The organism is Chitinophaga agrisoli, from assembly GCF_008386695.1.
In the GTDB taxonomy this organism is placed as follows: domain Bacteria; phylum Bacteroidota; class Bacteroidia; order Chitinophagales; family Chitinophagaceae; genus Chitinophaga; species Chitinophaga agrisoli.
In genome coordinates, this window is the sequence record NZ_VUOC01000004.1 from 1,337,476 (window position 1) to 1,364,228 (window position 26,753).

The window sequence follows — 26,753 nt, forward strand, 5'->3', positions numbered from 1 at the left end:
GGTGCTCTACTTTTTTGGTTGCTCTATTCTGTGATTAATGGAACGTGCGTATGACTCTTATATACAGTTACACATAGGGCTAATTGAATGTACTTAAATTATTCAGAATAAAAAACTTTAAGCAGGCGAGGAATAAAAATTTAATGCGAACTGCATATTCATGCAAGAAGGGCTACCGGTAAATACCGGTAGCCCTTTGTTTTAGCGGAAGGATGGATCAGCTGACCATTTGCGCAATGCCTTGTCCAAAAGACCAGTTCTCCGATACGTTTTCTGTGAGAATGATGATCACATCGTTAATAGAGAGATCCGTGGTGGCGGCGATCTTCTTCGCAATATCATGATAGAGCGCTTTTTTTGCTTCCACGCTGCGGCCGGCCCTGGCGGTGATCTCTATATACACCAGCTTAGGCGTATGAGGAACGCCCATATAACTGGCCGGAAATAAGAGGTCGTTACCGCCTAGCTCATGCACTACCTGGAAATAATCATCCGCAGGTATGGTGAAGTGTGTCATTAAGCTTTCATGCACTGCATGTGAAATAGCTTTCCTTTCCTCCGGCAGCGTGCTTTGCGGGAGGTTGATCTTTACAAAAGGCATAATAAAAGTTATTCGTGATTAATTAGCGTGGCCGGACCGGTTATTGATCCGTGAATTTTATCAATGACTGCCCCTTTTTTGCCAGGTAGATAGCAATGAACTTACTGGGCTTATCCGTCAGCGCATTTTTGAATACCGTGATCCGCTCGCCGGCCGCTTCGCGAAAGCTATCTCCCGCATGCAGCAGTACCGGCTCCTGCCCATGTACCTGGTAAAGGATCTGCCCTTCTACTACATAGCCATAAACCTCACAGGGATGATAATGATCCGGCGCGCCCGCTCCCGGGCCCAGCGTAAGCCCGTCCATCCGTACTGTTTCTACAGTGGTAGCCGGCAGCTGTTGCTCCAATAATGTCTTGCGAAGGATGCCAGCCGGCGTTTGTGACTGGGCGGACGCCTGTCCCCCACCCAATACGGCCAGACCAGCATACAGCCATTTGGAAAAAGTTTGCATAGTCATTGAAGTTTAATTGAACGCCGGCGTGGGCTCAAAATTAGGGCAATTTCATACTTTTGCGATATTGAAAGATCTGATCTCTCACTTTAATATTATTAAAGTATGATAGGTGATGTAATGGACCTGGACCTGCTGCGCACTTTTGTGCTGGCGGTGGACCTGGACAGCTTTGCCAAAGCCGCGGACCGGGTGGCCCGCTCCCAATCCGCCGTAAGCCTGCAGATGCAACGGCTGGAAGAAATGACCGGGCAGCCCCTGTTCATCAAACAGGGCCGCGGCTGGCGCCTTACCGCCACCGGGGAGCTGCTGCTAGGTTATGCCAAACAATTGCTGGACATCAACGACCGGGCAGTACGCGCGCTGAACGACACGCAACTGGAAGGGCAGGTACGCCTGGGCTTACCCGCTGATTTTGCAGAAAGCGAGCTGCCGGTGATACTGGCCCGCTTTGCCGCCGTATATCCACAGGTGCAGATCACCGTTATGATAGACCGGCAGTTCGTTCTTATACAACAGCTGCAATCCGGCCAACTGGACCTGATCGTGAACCTGGATATGCAGCCACCGCAAGAGGGCACGCTGATAGGACGCCTCCCCCTCCGCTGGATAGGCAATGCCAATACCCGTGTGAATGCGGAACAGCCCCTTCCCCTCCTGCTGTTTGAAGCGCCCTGTATTATACGGCAGGCCGGGCTGGATGCCCTGGACCAGGTGCAACGCTCCTGGCGTGCGGTGCTCACCAGCCACAGCCTGGCCGGTTTATGGGCCGCGGCACAAGCCGGATTAGGTCTGACCCTGCGCACGGAAATAGGCATGCCTGCTGGATGCAAGACGCTGAACGCCGGGCTGCCACCCCTACCCTTTATTTATATTTTCCTGCAGCACCAACAGCAGCACCCCGCCCCGGCAGTGGCCCGCCTGGCGGAGATCTTAACAGAAACGATCCGGGAACAGATCCAATCTATCCGGAAGACATAAAAAAACGGTTTCTTTGCAGTGTCATGGCATTATTCATTACATCACTCAACTCAGGCAGCAACGGGAATTGCTATTATATTGGCAACGACCAGGAAGCAGTGCTGGTAGACGCAGGGATCTCCTGCCGGGAAACAGAGAAACGTATGAAGCGGTTGGGCTTATCCATGCAAAAGGTAAAAGCCATTTTTGTTTCCCACGAACATAGCGATCATATCAGGGGCATACCCATCCTGGCTAAAAAATACAAACTGCCGGTATACATTACCCAGGCCACTATGGTGAGCGGCGGCCTGCAATTACATTTACATGCACAACAGGTGGTTTCCTTCAGCGCCTATACGCCGGTGGAGATCGGCGCGCTGACCGTGACCGCATTTCCAAAATTTCACGATGCTTCTGAACCGCATAGCTTTATCATCACCAGTGGCGGTATTAATATTGGCGTATTCACCGATATTGGCGCGCCCTGCGAACATGTGGTCCGCCATTTTCAACAATGCCATGCGGCTTTCCTGGAGGCTAACTATGATGAGCAGATGCTGGAACAAGGGCGGTATCCTTACGTGCTGAAGAAACGGATCCGCGGCGGACAGGGACACCTCTCAAATAAACAGGCATTAGAGCTGTTTACATCGCACCGGCCGGCGTTTATGAGCCATTTATTATTGGCGCATCTTTCACAGGAGAATAATAATCCGGAGCTGGTGGAAGCGATGTTCAATGCGCATGCGAAAGGTACGGAGATCGTAGTGGCATCACGGTATGCGGAGACGGCCGTGTATGCGGTGGGTGGCGTGAAGACGGTACGGGTAGTGCAGACGGCATTGTTTTAATGAATGAAGTTTCAATAAGTTGAGAATTATATTTGGAAGAAAAAGATTAATTACTATCTTTGCACTCCCGAATACGAAAAAAGGGAATGATTCCGTAGCTCAGTTGGTAGAGCAATACACTTTTAATGTATGGGTCCTGGGTTCGAGTCCCAGCGGGATCACAGAAAAGAAGAAGGCCGTATAGATCGCAAGATTTATGCGGCTTTTGTGTTTTAGGTTACACAGCCCCACCCTGAATTTGTGTAACCTTTTTTCCCGGAAACGCTTATCATCATTGGAGTTAAAGCACTGAAAAACTGAGTTAAATTATACCAACCCAAAATTGCTAACCTTAACACACCTTATTGATGAAAGTAAGTCAAGGGAAGTAGGCAAACATTTCCAATGAGCGTTAGCTATAAAGACCACATGGATCCGGCCTATCTCCAGGATCGGCTAAATAATTTCTACTGCATCTACTGCGGATCTAAATTGACCGTTGAGAAATTGGAAAAGTATCAACCTATTCCTTCAAGATCTTAAACTCCGACAGTGTAGAATTTGATCATACAACCATCAAGAAATTATTCTTTACTAAGGCATGCCCATAACAGTCTATAGACCGATAAACAATAAATATCCCCATAAACAGTAAATATTTATTGTTTATCGATAAATATTTACTACATTTGGATTGCGTCTAAATCCAAAAATGATCATGAAAAGAATTTCAACCATCTTTCTTCAGGGAGTTATTGTGCTTATCGGCATTGTGGCGCTTGCCATTTTAATCCGGTTTCCGTTAACCGAAGGAAGAGCCGCACAATTAGACCTGTTCAGCATTTACGCTGACCCGTTCATCTTGTATGGATATGCAGCATCAATCGCTTTTTTTGTTGCACTATATAAGGCGTTTAAATTGCTTGGAAACATCGGTCGAAATAAGGCATTCTCATCAAACTCCGTTGGGACATTGAAGAGTATAAAGTACTGTGCAATTGTATTAGGTATTTTAATCGTGGCAGCAGGGCTATACATAAAGATATTCCATAGTAAAGACGACGATCCGGCTGGTTTTCTCGCCATTTGTATCGTAACAACGCTTGTTTCTATCGTAGTTGCAACCGCTGCAGCAATATTTGAAAAAATATTGCAGAATGCCATCGACATGAAATCTGAAAATGACCTGACAATTTAAGCGATGCCAATCATTGTAAACTGCTGATCTATTTATGCTGTAACACTCTCTGGCAGGTTGATGAAAACTTAATCCGGTTCCCGGATTTCTCAGCATTACCATTCCATCACAAACTCGCTTTCATAACCTAATGAGTTGATATTATTCGCCTCCATCAGCTTTTTAAATGTATCAGAAACCACGATCCTATTATCATGAATGGACCTGGCGATGTGATATTCGACCCCATATTCATCCAATGGGCCGCTACTCAATATCAATTCATAATGCATACATATATTTAGCGAGATCCTGGGGGATAATAACTTTCTATTAAGTCGTAATCGCCCCTTTAGATTGTCGTTGCTGCCCCCCACGGCCTGAGATGATGCGCTGTACATTTGTAAAACAAATCCGTTAATTATGCGAAAGTTAATCATGAATATGTCCGTCTCACTTGACGGTTTCGTAGCCGGCGCTGAGGGCGAAAAAGATTGGGTATTCAAGACCGGGGATGAAGAGTCGCTGGCCTGGAAGGTGGGCGAAATCCACCAGGCAGGGTTGATCATTATGGGCAGGAAATCGTTTGAGACGATGGCCACTTACTGGCCCACTGCGCCCGGGCCATTTGCCGCGCCGATGAACGAGATCCCCAAGGCCGTTTTTACAAAGAATGGATTTAAACCCATTGATGCGCTGCAAAGCATTATCGGTAACCAGTCGCCTGCCGTGGCCTCCTGGGCCGAAACGCAGGTCTTCGACGGCGATCTTGCTGAAGAGATCAGGGAACTTAAAGCCCAGCCAGGGAAGCCGATCTTAGCACTTGGCGGCGCGGGATTTATGCAAAACCTGATAGCAACAGGCCTTATTGACGAATACCATCTGGCCATTCATCCGATAGTATTAGGCTCGGGGCAGCCCATCTTCACCGGTTTAAAAATACCGCTGTACCTGAAGCTGGCAGAGGTAAAGGCTTTTCCAAAGGGAATTATAGCCAAAACTTACCACGTGTAGGTTCATACTATCTGGCATTAAACAGACGGCCTAGCTCAATATCATGGAGCCAACCTCCAGATCCGTCTGTTGTATTGGCAGGAACAGACGACCCTAACTGCTAATTATGAACTTATTGGCTTTTTGGCCGGGCGGCATTTACACATGGATATATAGTAAATGTTGATGAAATTACGGTTTACTGGGAGGCGGCTGACGAGTTTATTTGTGGAGCAAAATTCTCTATTAAGGAAATTCTCCCCCATTTACAACCTGTATAGGATCAAATTGAAAAATTGGCGAACGACTTCTGTATGTACTAAATCTTCAAACCTGTGGTCAGGGCGGAGAAATCCCCTTCGCAGCTGACTAAAGATCTGCTTTTAGCTGCTTATATGGCGGGCTCGGCCAAGACGTGGTATTGCTTTGGCGCGGCCTTTGTGTTAGTTACAGCATTATTAACAGCAAAAAAGACAAAATTATGGTGACTACAGATAATACGATCGAGGTGCTAAATGACCTGATTGAGATCAATAATGACAGGATTGTAGGCTACGAGAAATCATTGGAAGAGCTCAATGAAAACGATGCGAATTTAAAGAGCTATTTCTTAAAATATATAGATCAGAGCAGGCAGCTGAAACTCGCATTGGGAACTGAGGTGCAGGCACTTCGCGGTACGATGGAATCGGGCACGACCACAAGCGGTAAGCTGTATCGCGCCTGGATGGATATCAAAGCAGCGTTTTCCGGCCGAGATGAAAAAACAGTATTGGATAGTGCTGAGTATGGCGAGGACGCAGCCCAGAAGGCTTACGCATCGGCGCTGGAAGACGATCTGCCTCAGTATATCAGGGACCTGGTCGAATCCCAACGACAGGAACTTAAACAGGCACACGATGAAGTAAAGGCATTAAGGGACCAACAAAGCCGATAAGTTGTATAAATATTGAGAGGCTGCCCCCGGGTGGCCTCTTTTTTCTACCCCCGGCAGCAGCTATCCGTTATCCGGCTGCTATCAATGTTTGCGGGGCAGCTGATCTCATCCTTGTGTAAATCCAGGACAGCTGCCTTTTTGATTGCCGTTCTATTTCTTCGCAGGTTAACATCAGCGCATCATCCCGCAAACCTGCAGCTCCCTGTTGCAATATAGCACAGCAAACCTCCGCCTCACTTACTATTAAATACAAGTCGTGAAGGTCTCTTAAAAGCGCCATTCCACCTTTGCGTGCTTTCTTTAATAAGGTCTGCGTTAGCCTGTCGGGTTCATCATCATTTTCTTCGCCATATTTCTCTGCAAAAATCTGAACATCATCAGAAAGACTTTGAGACCATGACGACAACAGCATGCAGATCTGATAAACGTCCACCTCATCTCTATGTGCATCCGCCACCAGCCTGAATGCTTTTACGAGATCAATTTCTGTTCTATGAACTAAGCTAATGTACTTTCCGATATGCATTGTTATGTCTCCCCTGGTTTAAATTTTTCTTTAATGGTTTCGATTGCTTCGCCTATCTTATCAAGTATCCCGCCTGTTTTACTTATTTTTACAGCTGCATATTTAAAATGGGGTTGCTTACTCACGGCATCCCACTCCGTAATTGTCAATTCATTTGCTGCGCGTGGACGCTCTTCGTTATCCCAATAGCCATAATGGAAAGGTACAAACACAATCCCTGGTCCGATGCCCCCGATCTTTGCAGGTTCAACTATCTTTCCCCGCCGGGATGCGACTTCTATCATATCGCCCTCTGCAATGTTATACTTTGCCGCGTCCTCTTCTGAAATTTGTACATATCCGTCAGGGGCAGCCTCATGCAGCTCTTTAGACCGCCCTGTCTTTGTCCTGGTATGAAAATGATAAACGAGTCTACCCGTAGTTAACCATAGAGGATATTCCTCATCAGGGGCTTCGTGAGGTGGAATATAATCTGATCCCTTCAGAAACGCTTTCCCGTTTGGATCTATAGCTTTATATTCTTCTTGTGTAACTGCAGCACCTGTATCTAAATCATGCCCATAAGTTTCGCAGTAATCAGCCGCGGTGTTGAATACACCGTCTGTATAAAGATGATGTGAACCCTCGGGGAACTTTTCATTGCAAGGCCACTGAATGCCCGATCCACCGGTAAGTTTCGAATAGCTCATTCCCGTATAATCGCAAGGTCTGCCCCTGGTACATTCCTTCCATGCTTCAAAAGCTTCTTCAGGCGTATTCCATTTTATCAGATCAGCGCCATCTTTATCCTTAAAACCCATTCTACGGCTGTAATCAATAAAAATATCAAAGTCTGATCTCGCTTCTCCTGGTGGTTCAACTGCCTTGTGTGAAATGTGCACTGTTCTGTCTACATTGGTATAACAGCCTGTTTTTTCTCCCCATATTGCCGCAGGAAGCACAACATCTGCAAATTTCGTTGTTTCAGTCATGAATGCATCCTGCGCCACTACAAACAAATCCTCCTTCTGCAAAATTTCCCGTATGCGTGACAGTTCCGGCATAGATACCGCAGGGTTTGTACCACTTATCCAAAGCATCTTTATGGAACCAGCTTCGGCAAATCGCCAGATCTGCATTGCGTGTGTCGGAGGAGACCAATGAGGGATCTTATGCAATTCAACGTTCCACAAACCGGCAAGTTGTTGTACATGCTCTTTATTACTCCAATTTCTAAATGCCGGTAAATCACCATCTGCTCCACATTCTCTCGTATTCTGTGCGGTTGGCTGTCCGTTCATTTGATAGATACCACAACCGTCACTTCCAATAAGTCCACGTACCAGGTGCAGATTGTTTATTTGAACGGCGGCTGCTGTTGCCTGCATTGATTGATAGACTCCCTGCAAAACAGTAGAGACCAGCGATCTGGTTGTACCTAATATGCGGGCCGCTTCCCGCAATTTAGCTGCAGGCACACCGCTTAGTTTTTCCACTCTTTCAGGTGGCCATTCAGTAACAATTTTTTCCAACTCTTCAAAACCAACGGTATGTGCATCTATATATGCCCTGTTGATGTGCCCAGCCGTTATGATCAAATGAAGCAACCCATTCATTACCGGGATATTCGTTCCAGGTTTGGGCGCTAAATGTACCGTTGCCTTTTGAGCAGTATATGTTTCCCTTGGGTCTATAACAACCACCTTCGGCGGGTTAGGGCCTGCAAGTCTGTCTAAAATCCGCATCCACAAGACTGTCTGTTGTGATGCTATATTATGGCCAAAATGCAGGACACAGTCAGTTGTATCAATGTCTGAATAGGAACCAGGTTGACCATCAGATCCAAAAGACGCTTTCAATGCAGCAGCAGAAGTAGCTGTACAAAGCCTCGTATTTCCGTCCATGTGCGGAGTGCCCAAACCAGCCTTGCCAATCACACCCAGCGTATAATACTCCTCTAAAAAAAGTTGTCCTGAAGTGTAAAATCCAATACCAAGGCTTGTTTGCTTTTCTATAATCTCCTTTGATCTTTGTACGATGAGGTTCATTGCCTCGTCCCAGCCGGCCTCCCGCAATTTACCGTTTTCTCTTATCAAAGGTTTCGTCAACCTGTCCTTACTGTTGTTAGCCACCCATCCATGCAAACCTTTTGGCCCCATTCTTCCAAAATTTACGATATCCTCTTTACGGCCGCGAACTCCTACTATCCGTCCATTCTTCACCCCAATATCTATCCCGCAGCCATTGGAGCATAAGACACAGGCAGATTGCACCCAATGGTCAGGTTCTTCACTTGTACATTGGTCTACTCTCACTGGCCATTCACCTCTATAGGGGCTCCGTTCACCCCAAATATCGATGATGCTATCGCGGCTTGCCTGCATAAGCGTTCAATTTTATTTCTGTTACGGTGATCCCTAAGATATGTTGAGCGCGTAAAAAGATTTGCTGTCAATGCTCCGAAGAATTGGCGGTGGTAAGGTTGCCTCGCATACTCCAACGACTTGCCGCAATAATCATGCTAACCAACAATCCCGGTTGCGGGTCTTGCAGGCTCAACTATTGTACAAATGGCATCAGATATTGAAGTAATCACTTTATCTTTAAACCGGGCACTTCCGGGCGCCATTTATCTGCCGGAAGTTCTCCTTCATCTTATGAAAGCATGTATCTGTTGATGAATAAATGTATAGCAAGTGGACATCAGTAAGCTCACGTTTACAATAGACGATTTCGGTTATTTTATACCTGATGAACCTATCAGGCCCCCATTTTGGGAGAACGAAATGGAATTATGGGTTGATTCCGAACATGGAGGACAACAGCAGCCGTCTGCTAACCAGTATCATGCGCTGTCTCAGTTCTTTCAGCTTGATCCCCATCAATTATTGCTGTTGCGTGAGCATCTTGCCCTTTATAAAGAGGAATTGAAAGCTGACCGGAGAATACTAAAGAAGAGCAAAAAATTCAATCTTACCGATATAACATTTACGGTTATCCTCATCCCCCGACAGGACCGGTCTGCCAATCAATACGTAATAGTTTTGGCGGACACCAACTGGAAAATACGCCGTAGCCAATTCACCATTGAGCTGGAAGTATTGTTCACGAATAACCAATTCCAGGTTGTGCAGGAGATGACCGGCTTATGGGGCCGTTTAGAATGGGAGACCGATTTTAATGCGTAACGATCAGCTATTTTAAGGTTACATCCAGGTAAACTGAGTAACGCCCGTATGTTTCATAAAAGGGTTTAAAGACCACATCGTCAATCTTGAACTCCAACTGCTCGGGGTCACCTTTAATAGATTTACCCAGGTCTTGCGCATCCAGGGTTATTTTACGCCATTCTTTTCTTGCTTCCGGCTCCTGGGCTGCCAGTAATACCGGTCCGTAAAACAGGCTGGCTATGTTCTGCTGATCCATAACCGGGTCCAGGTGAAACTGGAAAGGCATTTTCAGCGCTATAACATCGCCATCTTTCCATTTGCGGCTTATTTTCAAATAACTGCCCGGCTTAGCCTGCAGCTGCTGTTCTTTACCGTTGATCTTTACAAAGAAGCCTTTGGTTGCCCAGCCAGGTACCCGCACATTGATATCAAACTGCCCGCTCCCCTTAATAGTCAGCCGGGTGCTATCGTCCTTGGGGAAATTTGTTGTCTGTATCACCTGTACTTTACGCGCTGTCCAATCCAGCGTAGAGGGGATGAATAGATTCACATACAGCGCCTGGTCATCCTTGCTTTTAAAGTAGATGGAATTCTGCAGTTTAGTACTACTTTCTATGGCGGTGCCGTTGCAACAGGTAAAACCTTTCATATCCGGGTTACCGAACTGTTTAACAGATCCTGGCCTGAGCGGTACGTGATAAGTATTGGCAGGAGTATTCTCTGCCACAGAGGCCAGGATATGATTGTACAACGCACGCTCGTAATAGTCCATATACGCCGCCTGCTGATTGAAGAGGAACAGGTCGCTGGTCAGTTTAAGCATGTTGTAGGTAGCGCAGGTCTCGTTCTGTCCGCCGGAAGAGAAACCGTTCTCATACAATGTTCCCGGCTGACTGATAAAACATTCCGCATTGGCGGGATTACGCGCACCGGCAACGCCGCCAATGCTGTACATGTAATCGTTGACCGCCTTGTACCAGAAATTATCCGCCACCTTGTAATACTCCGGCTTGTTGGAAACACGGTACATTTCGATACTGCCTATGATCTGGGGTATATGTTGATTGGCATGCAATCCACGGAAAATATCCACGTTTTTGGCCAGCCCGTTCGAATGTGCCGTATCGCCAAAGAACACCCTGATATTATCAAATAACTGTGCCGTTTTCAGGTAATCGGCATTACCGGTAAGCCGGTACAGACGGGCCATAACCTCGTTCATCCCTCCAAACTCACCGGCAATATAGGTATTCCACATCCTGATAAGCGTGTCCGTGGGCACCTTGCTCAGGCGGGCATACACCCACTCCCCCATGCCACTGGCTATTGCAAGCGCTTTTTTATTACCGCTCACTTCATATACATCCATCAGGCCGGCCAGGATCTTATGCAGGGTATAGTAGGGCGCCCAGATCTGGGTCTTCTGTCCTCCGTATTTGGCTCCTTTTTCTAACATGATAAACTGGTCCGGGGGATAAGCGCTGATGAATCCTTTGCCCCAGTTCCAATAATCCGTGCGGATGCCTGTTTCACTAAGATCTGAGTCATAATCTGATTTTCCGGGACCGGTGGGCACCGCCGCCGGGTCAGACACAAACGTGCCGCCTGCTTCTTTGGCATTTCCGGATAGTTGTGATAAGTCGTACAGGGTATTTACCACATACTCCATTTTCCCGGAGAAATTAGCCTGGAGCGCTTTGTCGTACCCTGTGCTGGCGTATGCCTGTGCGATGGCGGTCAGGTAGTGACCGGTGGCATGCCCTCTTAATTTGGTGTCCCGGCTGTCCCACACACCCAACGGCTTTGCGCCTGCTGGTTGTTGCTGGCCAAAGGCGTCGCGGAACATATAAAGAAAGGAGTTGGGATCGGTTGTAGCTAATGTATTTATGAACTTATCGCGGTTCTCCACAAATTTTGTTTCGTGGCCAAACGCATCGGTATTTAGGGTTACCTGGCTCAGATCAAAGGTCTCCAGCTTTAATGCGGGCGTGGTTGTTTTTTTTGCCGCTTTTATGGTGACCAATGCTTTGGGGTGAAAATCTGTTCCTGCCACATGCCCCGTAATCGTATAACGCCCGGGTTTAAGCACGGCGGTATTGTCAATGGCGGCAGGCCACACCACCCGTACTTTAGGGCCTTTTATACCATCCCTGTAAGTTCCGGAGACATAACCCGGCAACCGTGGTAAATTGCCTGTTTCCGTTTCCACTTCCACATCTGACACCCCGGTTAAATAAGTATTGTACAGTTGCGCTGTGGTGGGAGAAAAATGGGGCAGATCATCCTCTTTTTTACCCGTGGTATTTACTGAGCCTTCATTGACGCCTCTTTGGGCATGCCGGTAAATTCCCGCCACCTGTCTGCTACTCAGCGGAACGCGGTAAATGCGGAAGTCATGGATCATGCCATTGAGATAGGGATCTCCGGGCAACAGGGATCTTCCTATATAGAGCAATTGTTCTCCCGGCTGCTGACCAAATACAGCTGTTAACTCCGCCGGAAGATCCTTCGCTTCCCCCACGGGTTTACTATCCACATAGGTAATCATGGATCTTGAAGGAACGTCTATTACTATGGCCAGATGCACCCATTTATTGATGGCTATAGCCGGCGAGACTGCGCCTTTCTCATTGGCTGCTCCTGCGGTTATTAATGCCTCGAAGCCTTTTTCCTGCGCATTTTCGCCAACAGGGGCCGCAAAAAAATGTTTGCCGGCATCCTTTCCAAAATCAAAAAATCGCTGGCCAGGTTGGTCTGAGCGCAGGTAGATCCATCCTGATATACTGAGTGATTCCAGGTCCGTTAACGTTTCTCCCGGAATTGTAACAAAAGCACTATTATCCCCCGGGAGTGACAAAACTTTTCCAAACCGGTTGTCGTTGACAAATTTGGCTTCGGCGCCCTGCAGTCTGGCATGCAGATTATTGCGGGACCAGTCTTTGGCGTCTCCATTAAACAGGTACCGGGCAATCATTCCTGTTTCGCCGATCCCGTCCAGGATCTGGTCTCCATTTTGTGCCTGGGCAATGTTAATATCCTGCGCGAGAAAAGCAATAAGCAGGATAAACCGGAAGAATACGTTGTAGGACCAATTCATTTTATAAAACTATGGAGGATCCATGTTTTTCTATAGGTCGATTTTAGCCAATCATTAAACGATATTAACAGGTGTTTTAGCTTCAGTTATTGCCGTAGATCTTTGGCCCAATTAAGATATCCGTTAATTTATCGGGCGCTTCTCTCATTATATTGTGGGCGCAATGAACGGTTTCGACATGCCAATCTTCCGCAGCTTTCAGATTTTCGTATTGTCTTTTAAAAGGCGTTTGTTCCCATCCACTCAGATAGATAAATGTCCGGTTACGGACCCGCAGGTAATCTCCGGTCAATTGCAAATTTTGCATAAACGTAGCCAATGGATGGGGCCTTCTCCTGGTCTCTGCCCCTGGTGGAACGGCGACTGTAAAACCGTCTGCGCCTGCGCCACTCGCAAAAACATGCCTATATGCCTCTGAGGTAAGCCGCCAGCAGGAGTCGCCATCTTCCGGAACATATGCATCAATATAAACAAGGGAATATATTCTTTCGGGGATCTTGTCTGCAACGCCGGTCATCACCATGCCGGCATAACTGTGACCACACAAGATCACGTTGGCAATATTTGCATTTAATATAAAGTCAACTACATATTGAATATGTGTATCCAGGTTGATGATCCCGTTTTGTACAGCAGGTGCCGGTTCCAGGCCCGGTAAAGTTATTGCAATACATTTCTTTCCCAGCTTCCCTAATCTTTCCGTTATTGGATCAAACGCCCATCCGCCATGCCATCCTCCGGGAATGAAGATGTATGTCTTTTCAATTTCTGTCAGCATCCGTATATTTTTTCTATCAGTAATCCGTCTAACTCCACAATTTAAGAAAATACGGTTGTATAGCTATTTCCGGACGGGTGTCCGGAAATGGACATGATAACGCCAAAAGCGGACATCTTCACCCAGTCGCCTGTATAATAAGCAATTAAAAATGAACACTTTACTATTATTGTATTGTTTTTGTGACAATCCCCGTAACAATCCCTTCCCGTATGCTGAAAAACTATCTCAAAACTGCTTTCCGGAGCTTGTGGCGTAACAAGCGCTATGCCTTTCTGAACATCACCGGCCTTAGTCTGGGCATCACCGTGTGCCTGGTGATCTATGTTATCATTCAGTACGAGCAAGGTTTCGATATGTTCCATACGAAGAAAGACCGGATCTACAGGGTGCTTACGGTATCGCCGGGAGAAAATGGTAAGACCAACTACTCACAGGCCATCCCTTTCCCGGTACCCACCACGTTGCCAAATGATTTCCCCGAATTTGAGCAGGTAGCCGGCATTATACAAACGGGTAAGCGCCTGGTAACACTGGAGGACGGCCACGGCAATATTCAAAAGAAATTCAAACCACTGGTATATTTCCTGCCACCCTCATTCTTTAACATATTTGATTACAAATGGCTGGCAGGCAATAAAGCCACCGCGCTCAATGATCCCAATTCCACGGTGCTGGCCCGCTCCACCGCAGAAAAGTATTTTGGAGACTGGCACAAGGCTATAGGGCAGGTCATCAAACTTGATCAGCACTTTGACCTGACAGTAACCGGCATACTGGATGATCCGCCTAAGAACACAGAGTTCCAGTTTGAGATGGTAGCCACTTATGCCTTGCTAAAAATAAACGAGATAAAGGACTGGGTAACGATAGACGATGTTCATAATTGTTATGTGCTGGTGCGCCCGGGGCAGGATATAGCGAAGATCAACAGACGGTTGATCGCTTTCTCCCAAAAATATAAAGATCCCAAGAACAAGGCTACGCATATGCTGCAGCCTTTAGCGGGCGTACATTCTGATAAACGTACGGCGAACTTCATTGGCCGGGTGGTACCACCGGAACGGATAAGCATGCTGTGGATGATCGCTGGATTTATCCTGCTTATTGCCTGTGTGAACTTTATCAACCTGGCCACCGCCCAGGCGGTGAACCGCGCGCGGGAGATCGGAGTGCGCAAGGTATTAGGGAGTAACCGCTGGCAGCTTAAAATACAATTCCTGTCTGAAACTGCCATGCTGGTGTTAACTTCCCTCCTGCTGGCCGTATTGCTGGCCCTGTGCGGGCTTCCCTTCATAAGCAGGGTAATGGACCTGCCGCTGGGCCCAGGCATGCTGGCTACCTATGATGTATACGCGATACTGCTGCTCATCTTCCTGACCGTTACCTTACTGGCAGGGTTCTACCCTTCTATCGTTGTGTCTGCATTCAATCCCATCAATGCGTTGAAAAGTAAGATAGCGGCCAGCAAAAGGAATGGCGGCATTTCCCTGCGGCGTAGCCTGGTGGTTATCCAGTTCGTTATTGCACAGGCACTGATCATTGGTACGCTCATCATCCTGCAGCAAATGAATTATTTTAACAAACAATCTATGGGTTTTACGCGGGATGCTATTGTAAATGTACCTTTCCGTAATGACAGCGCGGGCAATGCAAAGATCCCGTATCTCCGGGACCAGCTGCAACATATTAAAGGCATCCAGGAGGTGAGTTTTTCCGCGGAGGCGCCTTCCAACGATGGTAACTGGTGGACGGGTTTTAAATTCGATCATCAGACGGAGGATGTTAATTTTGCCGCCGTCACACGCTGGGTGGATTATAATTTCCTCAACACTTACGATATCAGACTTGTAGCAGGCCGTAACCTTACCCGCACAGATTCCGTGCGTGAATTCCTGGTGAATGAAACCCTGGTGCAAAAATTAGGTTTGAAACCAGCGGATGTGCTCAATAAAGATATGGATGTATGGGACGGGCGGATCAAAGGCCCGATTGTAGGGGTAGTTAAGGACTTTGCGGCCGGTACGCTGAAAGAGGCGGTGGCGCCTGTATTTATGAGCAATATAAAACGGCGTTTTGGCAGCGTGGGAGTAAGGCTGGCAGCCGGCGCCGATGCAAAAGCTTCCCTAAAAGCGATTGAAAAACTCTGGAGCGACAACTTTCCCGAACAGATCTTCGAATACCAGTTCCTGGACGAGCGTATAGCAGCCTATTATAAGGAGGAACGCCAGCTGGCGCATTTGTACGAGATCTTTGCAGGCATAGCCATCTTCCTTAGCTGCCTGGGCCTGTACGGTCTGGCATCGTTCATGGCGGTACAGCGTGTAAAGGAAGTAGGCGTGCGCAAAGTGCTGGGGGCAACGCCGGCGCATATCGTATATCTTTTTTCGAAGGAGTTTATCCTGCTGATAGGTATCGCTTTTATAATAGCCACTCCGCTGGTATGGTATTTCATGCACAACTGGCTCAATAATTTCGTGAACCGGGTAGATATTAACTGGGGCGTGTTCGTAGCCGGCGGTATGGCAGCGGTGGTGATAGCGCTGATCACCGTTAGCTCGCAGGCTATCCGGGCGGCTATGATGAACCCTGTAAATAGTTTGAAAGCAGATTGATAAATACCATCAAGGCCGATAAATGTTGTTTTGAGACACTTGTGGCAAGAGCGCTGCCTGCCTCTCTTTACGCTTTGGCCGGTCCATTTTTGCTCTGACAAATCCGGGAACGAAACAAATTACCAGGTGCGCACGTTTCCAACGGTAACATTTCTGGAAAAAGAACATAGCAGCAAAGAGGAATACCGCCGCGCCAACAGCTATCTGAAAAGGATAAGCCAGCACTTCACTTTCCGGAATGATCATTGGAACAAGGGCAATGGCGCTGGCGGGAACAAACAATTTACCGACAATCTCAAAAAGTATGAACACGCATACGGACAGTAGCAGCGCCGTATATGCTTCCGAAACACCCAACACTATATGCAGGTAATACTGGAAGATGGCGCCTACTGTTGCGGCTATCACCACCAGCAAATAGACCTGAAAAGGACGGTTACGGAAACCCGCGGCAGATGAACTGAATTCTATAAACATCACTATCAACGGTGGCACGATAAAAAGCGGCTTTCCAATATATAGCGGAAGCGCTGCTATCAGCAGCACATACAGGAGCAATTTAGTCCAGTGCTTAGGGTTATGCCCCTTGTGTGTTGCCTTTTTGCCGGAAATAATCACCTGCCGTAACGCGCTTTTCTCCAGCAGCCATTGTCCGGCAACTACTATAATACACATAATGAAAACAGAAAGCGGGTAGACCAGCGAATCTGTTCCAAATAATAATGGCAACATGGCGGCGGATGTTACCGGCACCAAAGTGGTGCGTGTTATGATAAGGGATAAGGAAGTAAAGACAAAGGAAATGGCAACGTTTATGAGCATGGGAAACGGAGAATAGCGCACCAGCAGCACGCCAAAAACAGCGCAGACCGTCATCAAAATCACCAGCATAGGTCTGCTGACCAACCAGATCCTTTTATCCGCCACCCATAAACCAAGGGCCAATGCGGCCATCTCAGGAAATAAAACCTCTGGCTGCTCCAGCCATTGTGAAACGCCCACCATTAAGCCAATCATCATAAGCGCCAGGGCGTATCTAATTAATTTAAGCCTAGTCATTTCTTACATCCGATTTTTAGTGGACAAAGGTACCGTGGGCATGCATGTAATTATGGTATTAATCAGGACATTTACGGCACTTTTTACTTGTTCACAGGCTATCAAAAGCCAAACGGCTTAAGCCCGGTAAGGACCGCACTTAAGCCGTTTAGTTATTTAAGCTGTTTTATCAGGAAACCGTACGTCCGATCAGTGGATCACTAAAGCTTTCTTTACCTGTTTCCACATGGCCGGCGTATCTTCTTTCATACGTGGCGTTCCCTTCTACCCGTACGGTACAATCATACCAGCAATGGTTTTTAGCCAGGTCTACCACGAGATCCGCGGTTTCGCCGGCTTTTAATATTTTGCTGACCGTTGCGCTGCCATAAGCGTTATCGGTAACCGTTACGACCATCGTATCCTGCTGGTGGGCATTACGTACGCGCAGCTGGAGATTGCCGGTCAGTGTTTTTTTAGTCAACAGACCGCGCTGGTACTCACAGGCAATATGCAGCGCAGGGTCGTTGACGCCGCCTGCAAATACGCGGTAAAAACCATTGGGGCCGTATACTTCCAGTTTGTACTGCTCATGCTCAAAGTCTGCCAGGGACCAGCTATCGGCAATGGTGTCTCCCGGCGTTACCGCGTAGTTCCAGGTTCTCATGCCCTGCATTGTTTTCTGCAGGCCGGGCATATCTTTCCAGCTGCCGGTAGCATATACCAGGAAGGGAGAACCTGCGGTATTGTTACCAAAGATCTCTTTTGAAGCCGTAAAAGAAAGATCGAATTTTTTGCGGCTGCTATCCAGTTTTCCCTCTACGTACAGCTGGTAAGGCAGCGGGCGCGCGGGGCGGGTACCTTTCTCCTGGTGAGGCATCAGCGCGGACATCAGCGGATCGTTATTGATCTGCGTTATATCCGCTTCTGACAGCGGCCGGAAGCCGGATAAGACCTCCTTATATTTTGCATTGGTGATCAGTTCTATATGATCATTCTTCTTTACAGGCTCCGGTGTGGGCAGCGGTTCGCTGTTATATGGTTTGAATATGGAAGTGAGGTCTCCGCACACTGCACGGCGCCAGTTGCTGATGTTCTCTTCTTTGATAGGTTTGCCGGATTTATGGCTGGCAAATTTTTCGAGGAACTGTAATATGGAGGTATGATCAAATACCTGGGAGCATACGGCGCCGCCCCTGGACCAGGGCGAAGCTACCACCAGCGGCACCCGGAAGCCCAGGCCAATGGAGCCGGTACGTCCTTCCCTTCCAAACCCGGGACCAGGGTACATTTTTGACCGTTCCAGCTCCTGCTCTGCGGATACCTGTTCCACGCTGCCATCAATACTTGCAGATGTTTTTCCGGCGCCAGGCATCCGGGGATCGGGCGCTGTGAACGGCGGCACGTGATCGAAATAACCATCGTTCTCATCGTAGCACAAAATGAAAATGGTCTTTTTCCATACTTCGGGGTTCTTGGTCAGGATGTCTATGCACTCTGACAAATACCAAACGCCATACCAGGGGCCGCCCGGGTGATCAGAGAACCTAGCCGGCGCCACGATCCATGATACCTGCGGCAGCTCGCCATTTGTCACGTCCGCCCTGAATTGGTGCAACACATCGCCCTTGGGAATGTTGATCTCACGTTCTACGCCATTATCGAGGTATTTATACGGCGTAAGCTCATGGTAATAGGGATCATTGATGTTTGTAGAAAGCCCTTTGTTATGGAGGTTCTTTTCGTGCTGCGACAGCTTTTCAAACGCTTCTTTATTCCATTTGGGCATTTCGCCCGCTATTTTTGCGAGTGTATCCTGCCGGAATTTGATACCTTTTTCCAACCGGTCTTTTTCTTCCGCTGTGCCGTTGAAATTCTTAAGCTGTTCATTCAGGCCTTCCAGCTCTTTGGTCACTCTTTCATGATGCCTTTCCAGGAATGGGTGGTAGCCGGGCGTATACCGCACATTATATTGCTCGAACCATTCCAGTGGGTTATCGGTAAAATTGGCCAGCCAGGCGTCTTCTTCCCTATCCAGCCCAACATTAAGGCTTAACTCGTTCTGGTACACTTTCCATGAAACGCCATTTTCTTCCAGCCTTTCAGGGAAGGTTTTCCAGGATACCCATCTGCCATAGTCCACATCGCTGTTCCGCACATTGGCCTTGGCGCTGATATGAGGCTTTTCACGTACGGTACCAGACCACAGGTACAGGCGGTTAGGCGTAGTACCGGTCAGCGATGAGCAGAAATTCTGATCGCATACGGTAAAAGCATCTGCCAGCGCGTAATAGAAGGGGATATCCTCCCGGGTGTAATAGCCCATGGCCAACGGCATTTTTTTATAGTCCGCATTGCCGGATTTCTTCACTTCCAGCCACCGGTCGTGCCGGCCGTTGTTACGCGCATCCACCTGGTCTTCCCATGAATGCGGCAAAGAGCTCATCCAGGTTATTCTGGTGTCCTTGAGGTTATAGCGGAATGGCGCGTAGGTGTCTTTTGCTTCATCCGTTTGCAGCCATACTTTATTCTTATTGGGCAGTGTAATGGCCCTGGGGTCATCGAAGCCACGAACGCCTTTCAATGTACCATAAGCGTGATCGAAGGACCTGTTCTCCTGCATCAGGATCACTACATGTTCCGCATCTTTCCAGGTGCTGCCTGCAGGCGGGTTAATGGCAAATGCCTTCTGTATAGCATCCGGCAGTATATTGGAAATAGCGGCCGATCCGGATAACAGGGCGGCCTTCTTGACGAATTCTCTTCTTGTATCCATGTTGATTTGAGTAAGATTGAGGATAACGGCAACTGCCGGGTATTAGTACCCGGCAGCAGTTCCATCTTTTCTGAATTCCGTAGCGCCGTAATACACGCCGTTGGTAGAGTCTTTCATGATGGCCTGGTATCCACCGTAGCCACCATAATCATGCACGATCACATGTCCTCTTTTCAACAGCCCGCCAATCGCATTCACGGAAAAGCCAGGTTCCAGGCTTACGACGCCTTTGCCCTTCATCACATCACCGGTGGGAGAACCGGAGCCCGTATGGTTGATGCGCGCGGCATCGCCCGCTTCCTGGAGGTTCATGCCAAAATCTATCAGGTTTACCAGTACCTGTACCTGGCCAAGCGGCTGCATATCAGCCCCCATTACGCCAAAACTCATCAGCGGTTTGCCATTGCGTGTAACAAAACCGGGGATCAGTGTATGGAAAGGGCGTTTGCCCGGCTCATAGGTATTGGGCCTGCCTTTGGTCAGATTGAAAGAGCAACCGCGGTTCTGCAGGCTAAAGCCGCAGCCGTCCGGTACAATGCCTGAGCCCATGCCGGCGAAATTGCTCTGGATCAGGGATACCATGTTGCCGTAACGGTCTGCCACCGTCATGTAGATGGTGTTACCAAAACGGGCGGGGTCTCCTGCTACCAGGTCGCTGGAGGCGCGGTTGGGGTCTATCAGCTTTGCCCTTTCCGCTGCATATTCCTTGCTGATCAGGCCTTTCAGGGGAATTTTGGTAAACTCCGGATCTGCATAGTACAGTGCCCTGTCTTCATAGGTGAGCTTTTTTGCTTCGATAAACAGGTGCATGTATTCCGCGGAACCGAATCCCATCTCTTTGATGTTATAACGCTCCAGGATGTTCAGCATCTGCAGCACGGAAATACCCTGTGTATTGGGCGCAAGCTCCCATACATCATATCCCCGGTAGTTGGTGGAAACAGGCTCCACCCAGTCTGCGTGGTGCGCTGCAAGGTCTTCTTTTGATAAAAAGCCACCTTCGCGCTTCACTGTTTTTTCAATGGAGTCCGCGATAGGGCCTTTGTAGAAAGCGTCCCTTCCGTATTTCTGGAGCAGTTTAAAGCAATTGGCCAGATCTGGGTTACGGAAGATCTGCCCCTTTTTAGGCGTTTGGCCATTGGGCATATATGTTTTCTTGTAGCCATCGAACCGCTGTAACGAGCGGGCATACCCTTTCCAGGCGGAGGCGATCACCTCTGTTACAGGGTAGCCATTGGTGGCGTAGTCGATAACAGGCTGGAACAGTTCGTTGATCGGTATTTTACCAAAACGTTTGTGGAGCGTGTACCATCCGTCCACGCAGCCGGGAACGGAAACGGAAAGCGCGCCGGAACCGGGTATTTTGGTATATCCTTTTTCCAGGAGATAATCCAGCGTCATTCCTTTGGGAGAATGGCCGCTGCCGTTGAGGCCATAGAGCTTCTGCGTTTTCTCGTCCCATACAATGGCGAAGATATCGCCGCCTATGCCGTTGCCGGTGGGCTCTACCAGGCCCAGTACCGCATTAGCTGCAATAGCGGCATCCATCGCTGTGCCACCGCGTTTTAAGATCTCAATACCCACTTGTGTTGCAAGGGGCTGACTGGTAGCTACCATGCCATATTGGCCAATGGCTTCTGAGCGGCTGGAGAAATTGCCGCTGGCATAACGCCATTGTGCGTTGGCAATGCCGGAAATAAGCAACAAGGCTATTACCAGGTATTTGCGCATGTGGTTGTCCGTTCTGTTCATCATTATAATACTGGTTATGGGTTAAATTAAATACCGCTTATTTGAGCAGCCAGGTTTTGGTATTGATGTCATCTATTCCTTGTGCCTTTACCGCATCTTCATAGCTTTGCCTGTTGGTCACCTGTACATCAGAAGGGTAGATCAGCCTAACCGGGATACGGTTGCCGTTGAAATTCACAATGGAAGGCGTGAGCACCGGGAAGCCGGTACGTTTCCATTCATGCCAGGCCTGCCAGTCGTTAAAGAACATAGCGATCCAGCGTTGTGTACCGATCAGCTCCAGGGCCTTTGCATCATTGAAAGCAACGCCCGGCTGGCTCAGGTAGGCAGGCGTTATAGCGATGTTGACGCCGGATATCGTTTTATAATACTCTGCAGATGCTTTGATCCCATCTTCATAGAATTGTTTTGCATCTCCTGTGATATAACCTTTTACCACACTTTCTGCGAGGATGAACTTCAGCTCTGACACCAGCATGATAAGCCCCTGGGCAGGTACGGCCACCTGCTGGCCGTTGTAGTAGATCACGCCTATTGCGGATACTTTATTATCGATATCGCTGCTAAGGTTGGCATCTTCTTCCCCATTGCGCACACCTGCAAATATTGGGGCGCCATTGTCAACAGATTCAACGGTTGGCTGTCCAAAGATCTGCATGCGGGGGTCCTGCAGGGCATTCATTTTATCTGCAAATGTTTTAGCGATGCGGCGCTGCAGGAAGAAGGCGGCACGTTGCCCGGTAACAGGGAAAAGATTGGGAGATTCTACGTATTTCAGGGCTGCATTGTCAGCAACTGCGTCCATGATAGGATATACAGTAGGGTTGCTAATGATCTCCCGCATGTCTGCGGTAGGGTCCACTTTGGCGGATCTTCTCAGCAGTAAGCGCAGGCGCAGGCTGTTCGCGAACTTTTTCCATTTCAGCACATCGCCATTGAAGAGGATATCATTCTTAATAACTTCGCCATTTGCTGTTAACAGCTCGTTGGCCTGTTTCAGCTCATTGATCAGCCCCTGGTAGATCTCTTGTTGTGAATCAAATTTAGGCGTATAAATGGGATCGCCGCCGTCTTTCCCATTCTTACCCTGTAATGCCTCGCTGTATGGCAGGTCGCCATAACAATCCGTCATGCGGGAAAATATGAGTGCGCGCATCACCATTGCAATGCCTTTGTAGTTGTTCAGGTTCCTCTCCACCGCGATATCATACAAGTTCTGCACGTTCCTGAGATTGGAGTACCCGTTGCTCCACACGTTGTAAGCGCCCAGGCGGTAACGGTCTATACCCGGCTCGCGGATCTCAGCAGAGTACTGCATCAATATGTTCCCGCGCTCAAAGGCGTCGTTGGCCATTTCGGTAACCACTCCCCTGATGATGTTCACCATCAGCAGCTCCGGGTTGATGACCTCCGGGTTATTGGGGTTGGCGTTGATGGATTCAAAATCCTTTTTACAACCTGCCAACGCAACAGTTATAAAGATGACAAATGGTAGGAATAATTTTTTCATATCGAAAGAGATGATTATGATCAGAATTTAAAATTGAGATTGAGGCCGAAGCTTCTGGCGGAAGGCAGTGAGAAGTTCTCGTCACCAGCCACCACGGCGTCACCGGACATAGAAGAAGTATCCGGATCAACATGCGGCACTTTGGTCCAGAGCAGGAGGTTCCTGCCTACGAACATGATAGAGATATCTTTGATAGGGAACCTGCCCAGCACCCGGCGGGGGATCACATAACCCAGTTTCACTTCTCTTAATTTGAGCCAGGTAGCGTCGAAGGTGCCTGATTCGCCATTGAAATAACCGCCCCAATAGGTTTCTGCGGACACATTTACATTATTGGGCACATATTTGCCATCCTGGGCAAGCATCACGCCTTTACCTACGATACCGTGCTCACGGCCTTCCAGCGACTCAATCAGCTGACCGGCTTCGTTGCCGCGCACATACATATAATCATAGATCTGGCCACCGTATTTCCAATCGAGCAGGAAGCTGGCAACAAAACCTTTATAGTTAAAGGTGTTGGAGATACCTGCTATCCAGTCCGGGTTGTAGTTGCCCAGCTTTTTAAGGGTAGGATCGTCCTGCGGAAGCCCGTTCAGGTAAATAATATTACCATCAGCATCCCTTTTGTAGGTGGTGCCGTACATATCGCCCATTCTTCCGCCAACCCTGGCCTGGTTAGACAGGTGGCCGCTAGGCAGGGAATAAGTGTCCAGGCCGTCTACCAACTCTACTACTTTTGCCCTGCTGGCAGACCAGTTCACCATTATATCCCACTGGAAGTTTTTGGATCTTACAGGCGCCAGGTTCAGCATCACCTCAAAACCATGGCTCTGGATCTTACCGGCATTCAGGAAACGGGTTGTGTACCCGGATGTCTGGTCCAGCGGCAGGCTCAGGATCTGGTTTTTGCTGACAGTATTATAATAGGTGAAGTCGAGGCCCACCCTGTTGTTGAAGAACTTCAGCTCTGTCCCCATCTCATAGGTATCCAGCATTTCCGGCAGCAGGTCCGCGTTTGCGATAGACGACGGTTCCGCCACTGTTTGCAGGCTGCTCCATGCTGTAGAGTAGCCGTATACGTTACGCAGCCTGTAAGGGCGGGTATCATTACCTACCCTTGCCCAGCTCAATCGTACCTTACCAAAGCTAAGCGGTGAATTCGCAGGCAGTTTCATGAAATCCGTAAATACGCCGCTCAATGATACGGAAGGATAGAAATAGGAGTTGTTGGCGGCTGGCAATGAAGAAGACCAGTCGTTCCTGGCGGTAACATCCAGGAAGATAGCGTTTTTATAAGCTGCCTGGCCATAACCATACAAGCTGTTGATGGCATATTTCTGATCATATTGTGAACCTGCCAGGGGTAAGCTGGAGTTACCCAGGTTATAAACGCCCGGTACGCTCAGCTGGCCTGCGGTGGCAGAGATATCTTCCTGTTTCTGGCGCATCTGGTTACCGCCTACGGATCCTTTAATGGTCCAGTCGCTGTTCAGCGATTTCTGGTAGGTCAGCAGGAAGTCGGAGTTCCTTTCCTGGAACAGCAGCTTTTCCAGCCTGTACATACCCTGGCGGTATGAGTTGGTACCCTGGGAGCGGCGGGTATCCCTTCTTTCATTGCTTTGGTCCATACCGGTCCGCACCATCAGGCTCAGTTCCGGTGTGAATTGGTAGTTCAGTGAAACATTACCGATCCACCGGTCCTTTTGCATACCATTAAGGTTTTCGTATGCGCCAAAATATGGGTTATCGTTCAGCGTGTAGTTATAGGTAAAAGGCTGTGTACCCTCATATCCCTTAAACCAGTAATCGCGCATCTTGTCTGTGCGTACCTGCCTGCCTTCCCAGATCCAGGTGTACACAGGGCTTTCGTTACCGTAGCCGATCACCGTTCTGTTCTTGCTGTTTGTATTAATATAATTAACCGCCGTATTGATGGTAAGCTTGTCGGTGATCTTATAACCGGCATTTAGTGCAACGTTGTCCCTTTTCTGATCAGTATTGGGTACAAGGCCGGTTTGGTTCAAATTGGTATAGGAAACCCGGAAAGTTCCTTTATCATTACCGCCGGATACTGCCACATTATTGGTAAGCGTGCGGCCGGTCTGGTAGAATTCCTTTACGTTATCGGGATAGGGTACCCATTTAACCACTTCCCCATTTTTAGGCGGATACTCTGTGTTAACCGGCACTTTCATATCCCTGCCATCCAACGGAGGGCCCCAGCTTCTGCCGCCGTCGCCGATGTTATATACACCGCCGCGTCCCTGGCCATATCCATTCTGATAGGTAGGCAGCAACATCACGGTTTCAATGCTGGTAGTGGAGTTAACAGAAACGCCTATACCCTGGCCAGCCTTTCCTTTTTTGGTGGTGATCAGCACCACGCCGTTACCGGCCCTTGAGCCATACAAAGCTGCGGCGGTGGGGCCTTTCAGCACGGAGATGTTCTCAATATCGTCCGGGTTGATCTCGCCGGCGCCATTGCCATAGTCGATCTTCATGCCTGTGGAGGATACGCTGTTGGAGTTGTCGATGGGAATACCATCTACCACGAACAAGGGCTGGTTGTTCCCGGCCAGGGAGGTTTCTCCCCTGATAACGATCTTGGAAGAGCCGCCAATGCTATTGGAGCCGTTCACGATGTTCACACCTGCTACCCTACCGGCCAGCGCGTTCACCAGGTTGGTTTCCCGGGCCTGTGTCATGGTCTCGCCCTTTACTTCCTGGATGGAGTATCCAACGGCCCTTTTCTTGCTGGTAATACCCAGCGCTGTTACTACCACATCCTGCAGCTGGCGGGAAGTGGCGTTCATTGTAATGTTTACAAAACCGTCTTTAACGGTGACGTGCTGTTGCTCATACCCAATGGATGAAATGATCAGTACCGCGTCTTTTTCCGCGTTTAGTGAGAATGTACCGTCTGCAAGTGTTCTTGCCCCTTTTGTTGTCCCCTGGATTACTACTGTTGCCCCTTCTATACTCTGTTGTGTGGCGGCATCTAAGACTTTGCCTTTTAGTTGTGCTTCCTGTGCCTCGGAGAGAAGAGGCCATGAGCCAAGGCTCAAAATCAGTGCAAAGATCTTGAGCAAGTGTTTTTTAGTTCGTTGCATCATATTAGATTGTTATAGGGGACAAATGTATTCGCGGGATGTTAACTTATAGTATTAGAAATGTTAAGTGATAGTAAACAAAATATTAACAGGGACCTACAAGAAAAGATTAGGCTGATTCTGTTCTATGGCATGACAATATCCTCTGCCACAGCGGACGTACTGGCTTAACGTCCTAGCCTATACGTTCTATGACAGCATTTATATGCGCTATTATGCTAAGTACTTAATATGGGTAAAATAATACGTAAAGTTTACAATTAATAAACAATGGGGGTTATCTGTATATTACCATTTGGGGATCATGTCCTGTACTGGTTTTTCTATGGGAACCTGACATACGTCAGAATTACTTATGCTTCCTGTGCTTATACCCGTACTTACTATATTTAAAAAGACCGCCTCAAAATTAGTTTTGAGACGGTCTTTTTTTTATTATACCAA

19 protein-coding genes and 1 tRNA gene are annotated in these 26,753 nt (G+C 48.2%); 8 read left to right on the plus strand and 12 right to left on the minus strand.

Annotated features, from left to right (window positions below; translation table 11 throughout):
* Nucleotides 1-217: 217 nt before the first annotated feature.
* Together F0L74_RS24380 and F0L74_RS24385 are read right to left on the minus strand one after the other, a co-directional pair.
* Nucleotides 218-601, minus strand: coding sequence for a tautomerase family protein (locus tag F0L74_RS24380; RefSeq protein WP_149840524.1), 384 nt, complete (start codon nt 599-601; stop codon nt 218-220).
* 40 nt (nt 602-641) lie between these two features.
* Nucleotides 642-1,055 (minus strand): cupin domain-containing protein, encoded by a 414-nt coding sequence (locus F0L74_RS24385; protein WP_188316141.1) that lies wholly within the window; start codon nt 1,053-1,055, stop codon nt 642-644.
* A gap of 105 nt (nt 1,056-1,160) precedes the next feature.
* Between F0L74_RS24385 and F0L74_RS24390 the strand changes: the two genes are divergently transcribed.
* The 4 genes from F0L74_RS24390 (at nt 1,161) to F0L74_RS24405 (ending at nt 4,046) form a co-directional block, all read left to right on the plus strand.
* Nucleotides 1,161-2,036 (plus strand): LysR substrate-binding domain-containing protein, encoded by an 876-nt coding sequence (locus tag F0L74_RS24390; RefSeq protein WP_149840526.1) that lies wholly within the window; start codon nt 1,161-1,163, stop codon nt 2,034-2,036.
* Between the two features lie 23 nt (nt 2,037-2,059).
* Nucleotides 2,060-2,869: an MBL fold metallo-hydrolase gene (locus F0L74_RS24395; protein WP_149840527.1), complete on the plus strand. Its 810-nt coding sequence runs from the start codon at nt 2,060-2,062 to the stop codon at nt 2,867-2,869.
* Nucleotides 2,870-2,957: 88 nt separating this feature from the next.
* A tRNA-Lys gene (locus F0L74_RS24400) sits at nt 2,958-3,030 on the plus strand.
* Nucleotides 3,031-3,566: 536 nt separating this feature from the next.
* Entirely contained in the window at nt 3,567-4,046 is a 480-nt protein-coding gene (locus tag F0L74_RS24405; protein WP_149840528.1) for a DUF2975 domain-containing protein, read from the plus strand.
* Nucleotides 4,047-4,141: 95 nt separating this feature from the next.
* On the opposite strand, the gene F0L74_RS33375 is transcribed toward F0L74_RS24405, so the two are convergent.
* Entirely contained in the window at nt 4,142-4,318 is a 177-nt protein-coding gene (locus F0L74_RS33375) for a hypothetical protein (RefSeq protein WP_188316142.1), read from the minus strand.
* Nucleotides 4,319-4,448: 130 nt separating this feature from the next.
* Here F0L74_RS33375 and F0L74_RS24410 point away from each other — a divergent pair, with 130 nt between their 5' ends.
* Nucleotides 4,449-5,039, plus strand: a complete 591-nt coding sequence (locus F0L74_RS24410; protein ID WP_149840529.1) for a dihydrofolate reductase family protein — start codon at nt 4,449-4,451, stop codon at nt 5,037-5,039.
* 460 nt (nt 5,040-5,499) lie between these two features.
* Nucleotides 5,500-5,955 carry a PA2169 family four-helix-bundle protein gene (locus F0L74_RS24415; protein ID WP_149840530.1) on the plus strand — a complete coding sequence of 152 codons (456 nt, stop codon included), beginning with the start codon at nt 5,500-5,502 and terminating at the stop codon, nt 5,953-5,955.
* Nucleotides 5,956-6,022: 67 nt separating this feature from the next.
* On the opposite strand, the gene F0L74_RS24420 is transcribed toward F0L74_RS24415, so the two are convergent.
* Entirely contained in the window at nt 6,023-6,481 is a 459-nt protein-coding gene (locus tag F0L74_RS24420) for a molybdopterin oxidoreductase (RefSeq protein WP_149840531.1), read from the minus strand.
* Between the two features lie 2 nt (nt 6,482-6,483).
* Nucleotides 6,484-8,844 carry a molybdopterin oxidoreductase family protein gene (locus F0L74_RS24425; protein WP_149840532.1) on the minus strand — a complete coding sequence of 787 codons (2,361 nt, stop codon included), beginning with the start codon at nt 8,842-8,844 and terminating at the stop codon, nt 6,484-6,486.
* A gap of 312 nt (nt 8,845-9,156) precedes the next feature.
* Between F0L74_RS24425 and F0L74_RS24430 the strand changes: the two genes are divergently transcribed.
* Nucleotides 9,157-9,648 (plus strand): hypothetical protein, encoded by a 492-nt coding sequence (locus tag F0L74_RS24430; protein WP_149840533.1) that lies wholly within the window; start codon nt 9,157-9,159, stop codon nt 9,646-9,648.
* A 7-nt stretch (nt 9,649-9,655) separates the two neighbouring features.
* On the opposite strand, the gene F0L74_RS24435 is transcribed toward F0L74_RS24430, so the two are convergent.
* Both F0L74_RS24435 and F0L74_RS24440 read right to left on the minus strand, forming a co-directional pair.
* On the minus strand, nt 9,656-12,727 hold the full coding sequence (locus F0L74_RS24435; protein ID WP_149840534.1) for a beta-L-arabinofuranosidase domain-containing protein: 3,072 nt from the start codon (nt 12,725-12,727) through the stop codon (nt 9,656-9,658).
* A gap of 82 nt (nt 12,728-12,809) precedes the next feature.
* Nucleotides 12,810-13,505 (minus strand): alpha/beta fold hydrolase, encoded by a 696-nt coding sequence (locus F0L74_RS24440; protein ID WP_149840535.1) that lies wholly within the window; start codon nt 13,503-13,505, stop codon nt 12,810-12,812.
* Nucleotides 13,506-13,717: 212 nt separating this feature from the next.
* On the opposite strand from F0L74_RS24440, the gene F0L74_RS24445 reads away from it, so the two are divergent.
* A complete protein-coding gene (locus tag F0L74_RS24445) occupies nt 13,718-16,120 on the plus strand; it encodes an ABC transporter permease (RefSeq protein WP_149840536.1) in 2,403 nt (800 codons plus the stop codon).
* A 9-nt stretch (nt 16,121-16,129) separates the two neighbouring features.
* On the opposite strand, the gene F0L74_RS24450 is transcribed toward F0L74_RS24445, so the two are convergent.
* The 5 genes from F0L74_RS24450 to F0L74_RS24470 form a co-directional block, all read right to left on the minus strand.
* Nucleotides 16,130-17,179 carry an HPP family protein gene (locus tag F0L74_RS24450; protein ID WP_149840537.1) on the minus strand — a complete coding sequence of 350 codons (1,050 nt, stop codon included), beginning with the start codon at nt 17,177-17,179 and terminating at the stop codon, nt 16,130-16,132.
* Between the two features lie 169 nt (nt 17,180-17,348).
* Nucleotides 17,349-19,934: a phosphocholine-specific phospholipase C gene (locus F0L74_RS24455; protein WP_149840538.1), complete on the minus strand. Its 2,586-nt coding sequence runs from the start codon at nt 19,932-19,934 to the stop codon at nt 17,349-17,351.
* 42 nt (nt 19,935-19,976) lie between these two features.
* Nucleotides 19,977-21,689, minus strand: coding sequence for a gamma-glutamyltransferase (gene ggt / locus F0L74_RS24460; protein ID WP_213087068.1), 1,713 nt, complete (start codon nt 21,687-21,689; stop codon nt 19,977-19,979).
* A gap of 34 nt (nt 21,690-21,723) precedes the next feature.
* Nucleotides 21,724-23,196 (minus strand): SusD/RagB family nutrient-binding outer membrane lipoprotein, encoded by a 1,473-nt coding sequence (locus F0L74_RS24465; protein ID WP_149840539.1) that lies wholly within the window; start codon nt 23,194-23,196, stop codon nt 21,724-21,726.
* A gap of 20 nt (nt 23,197-23,216) precedes the next feature.
* Nucleotides 23,217-26,312: a SusC/RagA family TonB-linked outer membrane protein gene (locus tag F0L74_RS24470; protein ID WP_149840540.1), complete on the minus strand. Its 3,096-nt coding sequence runs from the start codon at nt 26,310-26,312 to the stop codon at nt 23,217-23,219.
* Between the last annotated feature and the right edge of the window lie 441 nt (nt 26,313-26,753).

Coding starts and splice junctions, on each gene's coding strand:
- F0L74_RS24380 (WP_149840524.1), bottom strand. CDS start 601: ATGCCTTTTGTAAAGATCAACCTCCCGCAAAGCACGCTGCCGGAGGAA.
- F0L74_RS24385 (WP_188316141.1), bottom strand. CDS start 1,055: ATGCAAACTTTTTCCAAATGGCTGTATGCTGGTCTGGCCGTATTGGGT.
- F0L74_RS24390 (WP_149840526.1), top strand. CDS start 1,161: ATGATAGGTGATGTAATGGACCTGGACCTGCTGCGCACTTTTGTGCTG.
- F0L74_RS24395 (WP_149840527.1), top strand. CDS start 2,060: ATGGCATTATTCATTACATCACTCAACTCAGGCAGCAACGGGAATTGC.
- F0L74_RS24405 (WP_149840528.1), top strand. CDS start 3,567: ATGAAAAGAATTTCAACCATCTTTCTTCAGGGAGTTATTGTGCTTATC.
- F0L74_RS33375 (WP_188316142.1), bottom strand. CDS start 4,318: ATGCATTATGAATTGATATTGAGTAGCGGCCCATTGGATGAATATGGG.
- F0L74_RS24410 (WP_149840529.1), top strand. CDS start 4,449: ATGCGAAAGTTAATCATGAATATGTCCGTCTCACTTGACGGTTTCGTA.
- F0L74_RS24415 (WP_149840530.1), top strand. CDS start 5,500: ATGGTGACTACAGATAATACGATCGAGGTGCTAAATGACCTGATTGAG.
- F0L74_RS24420 (WP_149840531.1), bottom strand. CDS start 6,481: ATGCATATCGGAAAGTACATTAGCTTAGTTCATAGAACAGAAATTGAT.
- F0L74_RS24425 (WP_149840532.1), bottom strand. CDS start 8,844: ATGCAGGCAAGCCGCGATAGCATCATCGATATTTGGGGTGAACGGAGC.
- F0L74_RS24435 (WP_149840534.1), bottom strand. CDS start 12,727: ATGAATTGGTCCTACAACGTATTCTTCCGGTTTATCCTGCTTATTGCT.
- F0L74_RS24440 (WP_149840535.1), bottom strand. CDS start 13,505: ATGCTGACAGAAATTGAAAAGACATACATCTTCATTCCCGGAGGATGG.
- F0L74_RS24445 (WP_149840536.1), top strand. CDS start 13,718: ATGCTGAAAAACTATCTCAAAACTGCTTTCCGGAGCTTGTGGCGTAAC.
- F0L74_RS24450 (WP_149840537.1), bottom strand. CDS start 17,179: ATGACTAGGCTTAAATTAATTAGATACGCCCTGGCGCTTATGATGATT.
- F0L74_RS24455 (WP_149840538.1), bottom strand. CDS start 19,934: ATGGATACAAGAAGAGAATTCGTCAAGAAGGCCGCCCTGTTATCCGGA.
- ggt (WP_213087068.1), bottom strand. CDS start 21,689: ATGATGAACAGAACGGACAACCACATGCGCAAATACCTGGTAATAGCC.
- F0L74_RS24465 (WP_149840539.1), bottom strand. CDS start 23,196: ATGAAAAAATTATTCCTACCATTTGTCATCTTTATAACTGTTGCGTTG.
- F0L74_RS24470 (WP_149840540.1), bottom strand. CDS start 26,312: ATGATGCAACGAACTAAAAAACACTTGCTCAAGATCTTTGCACTGATT.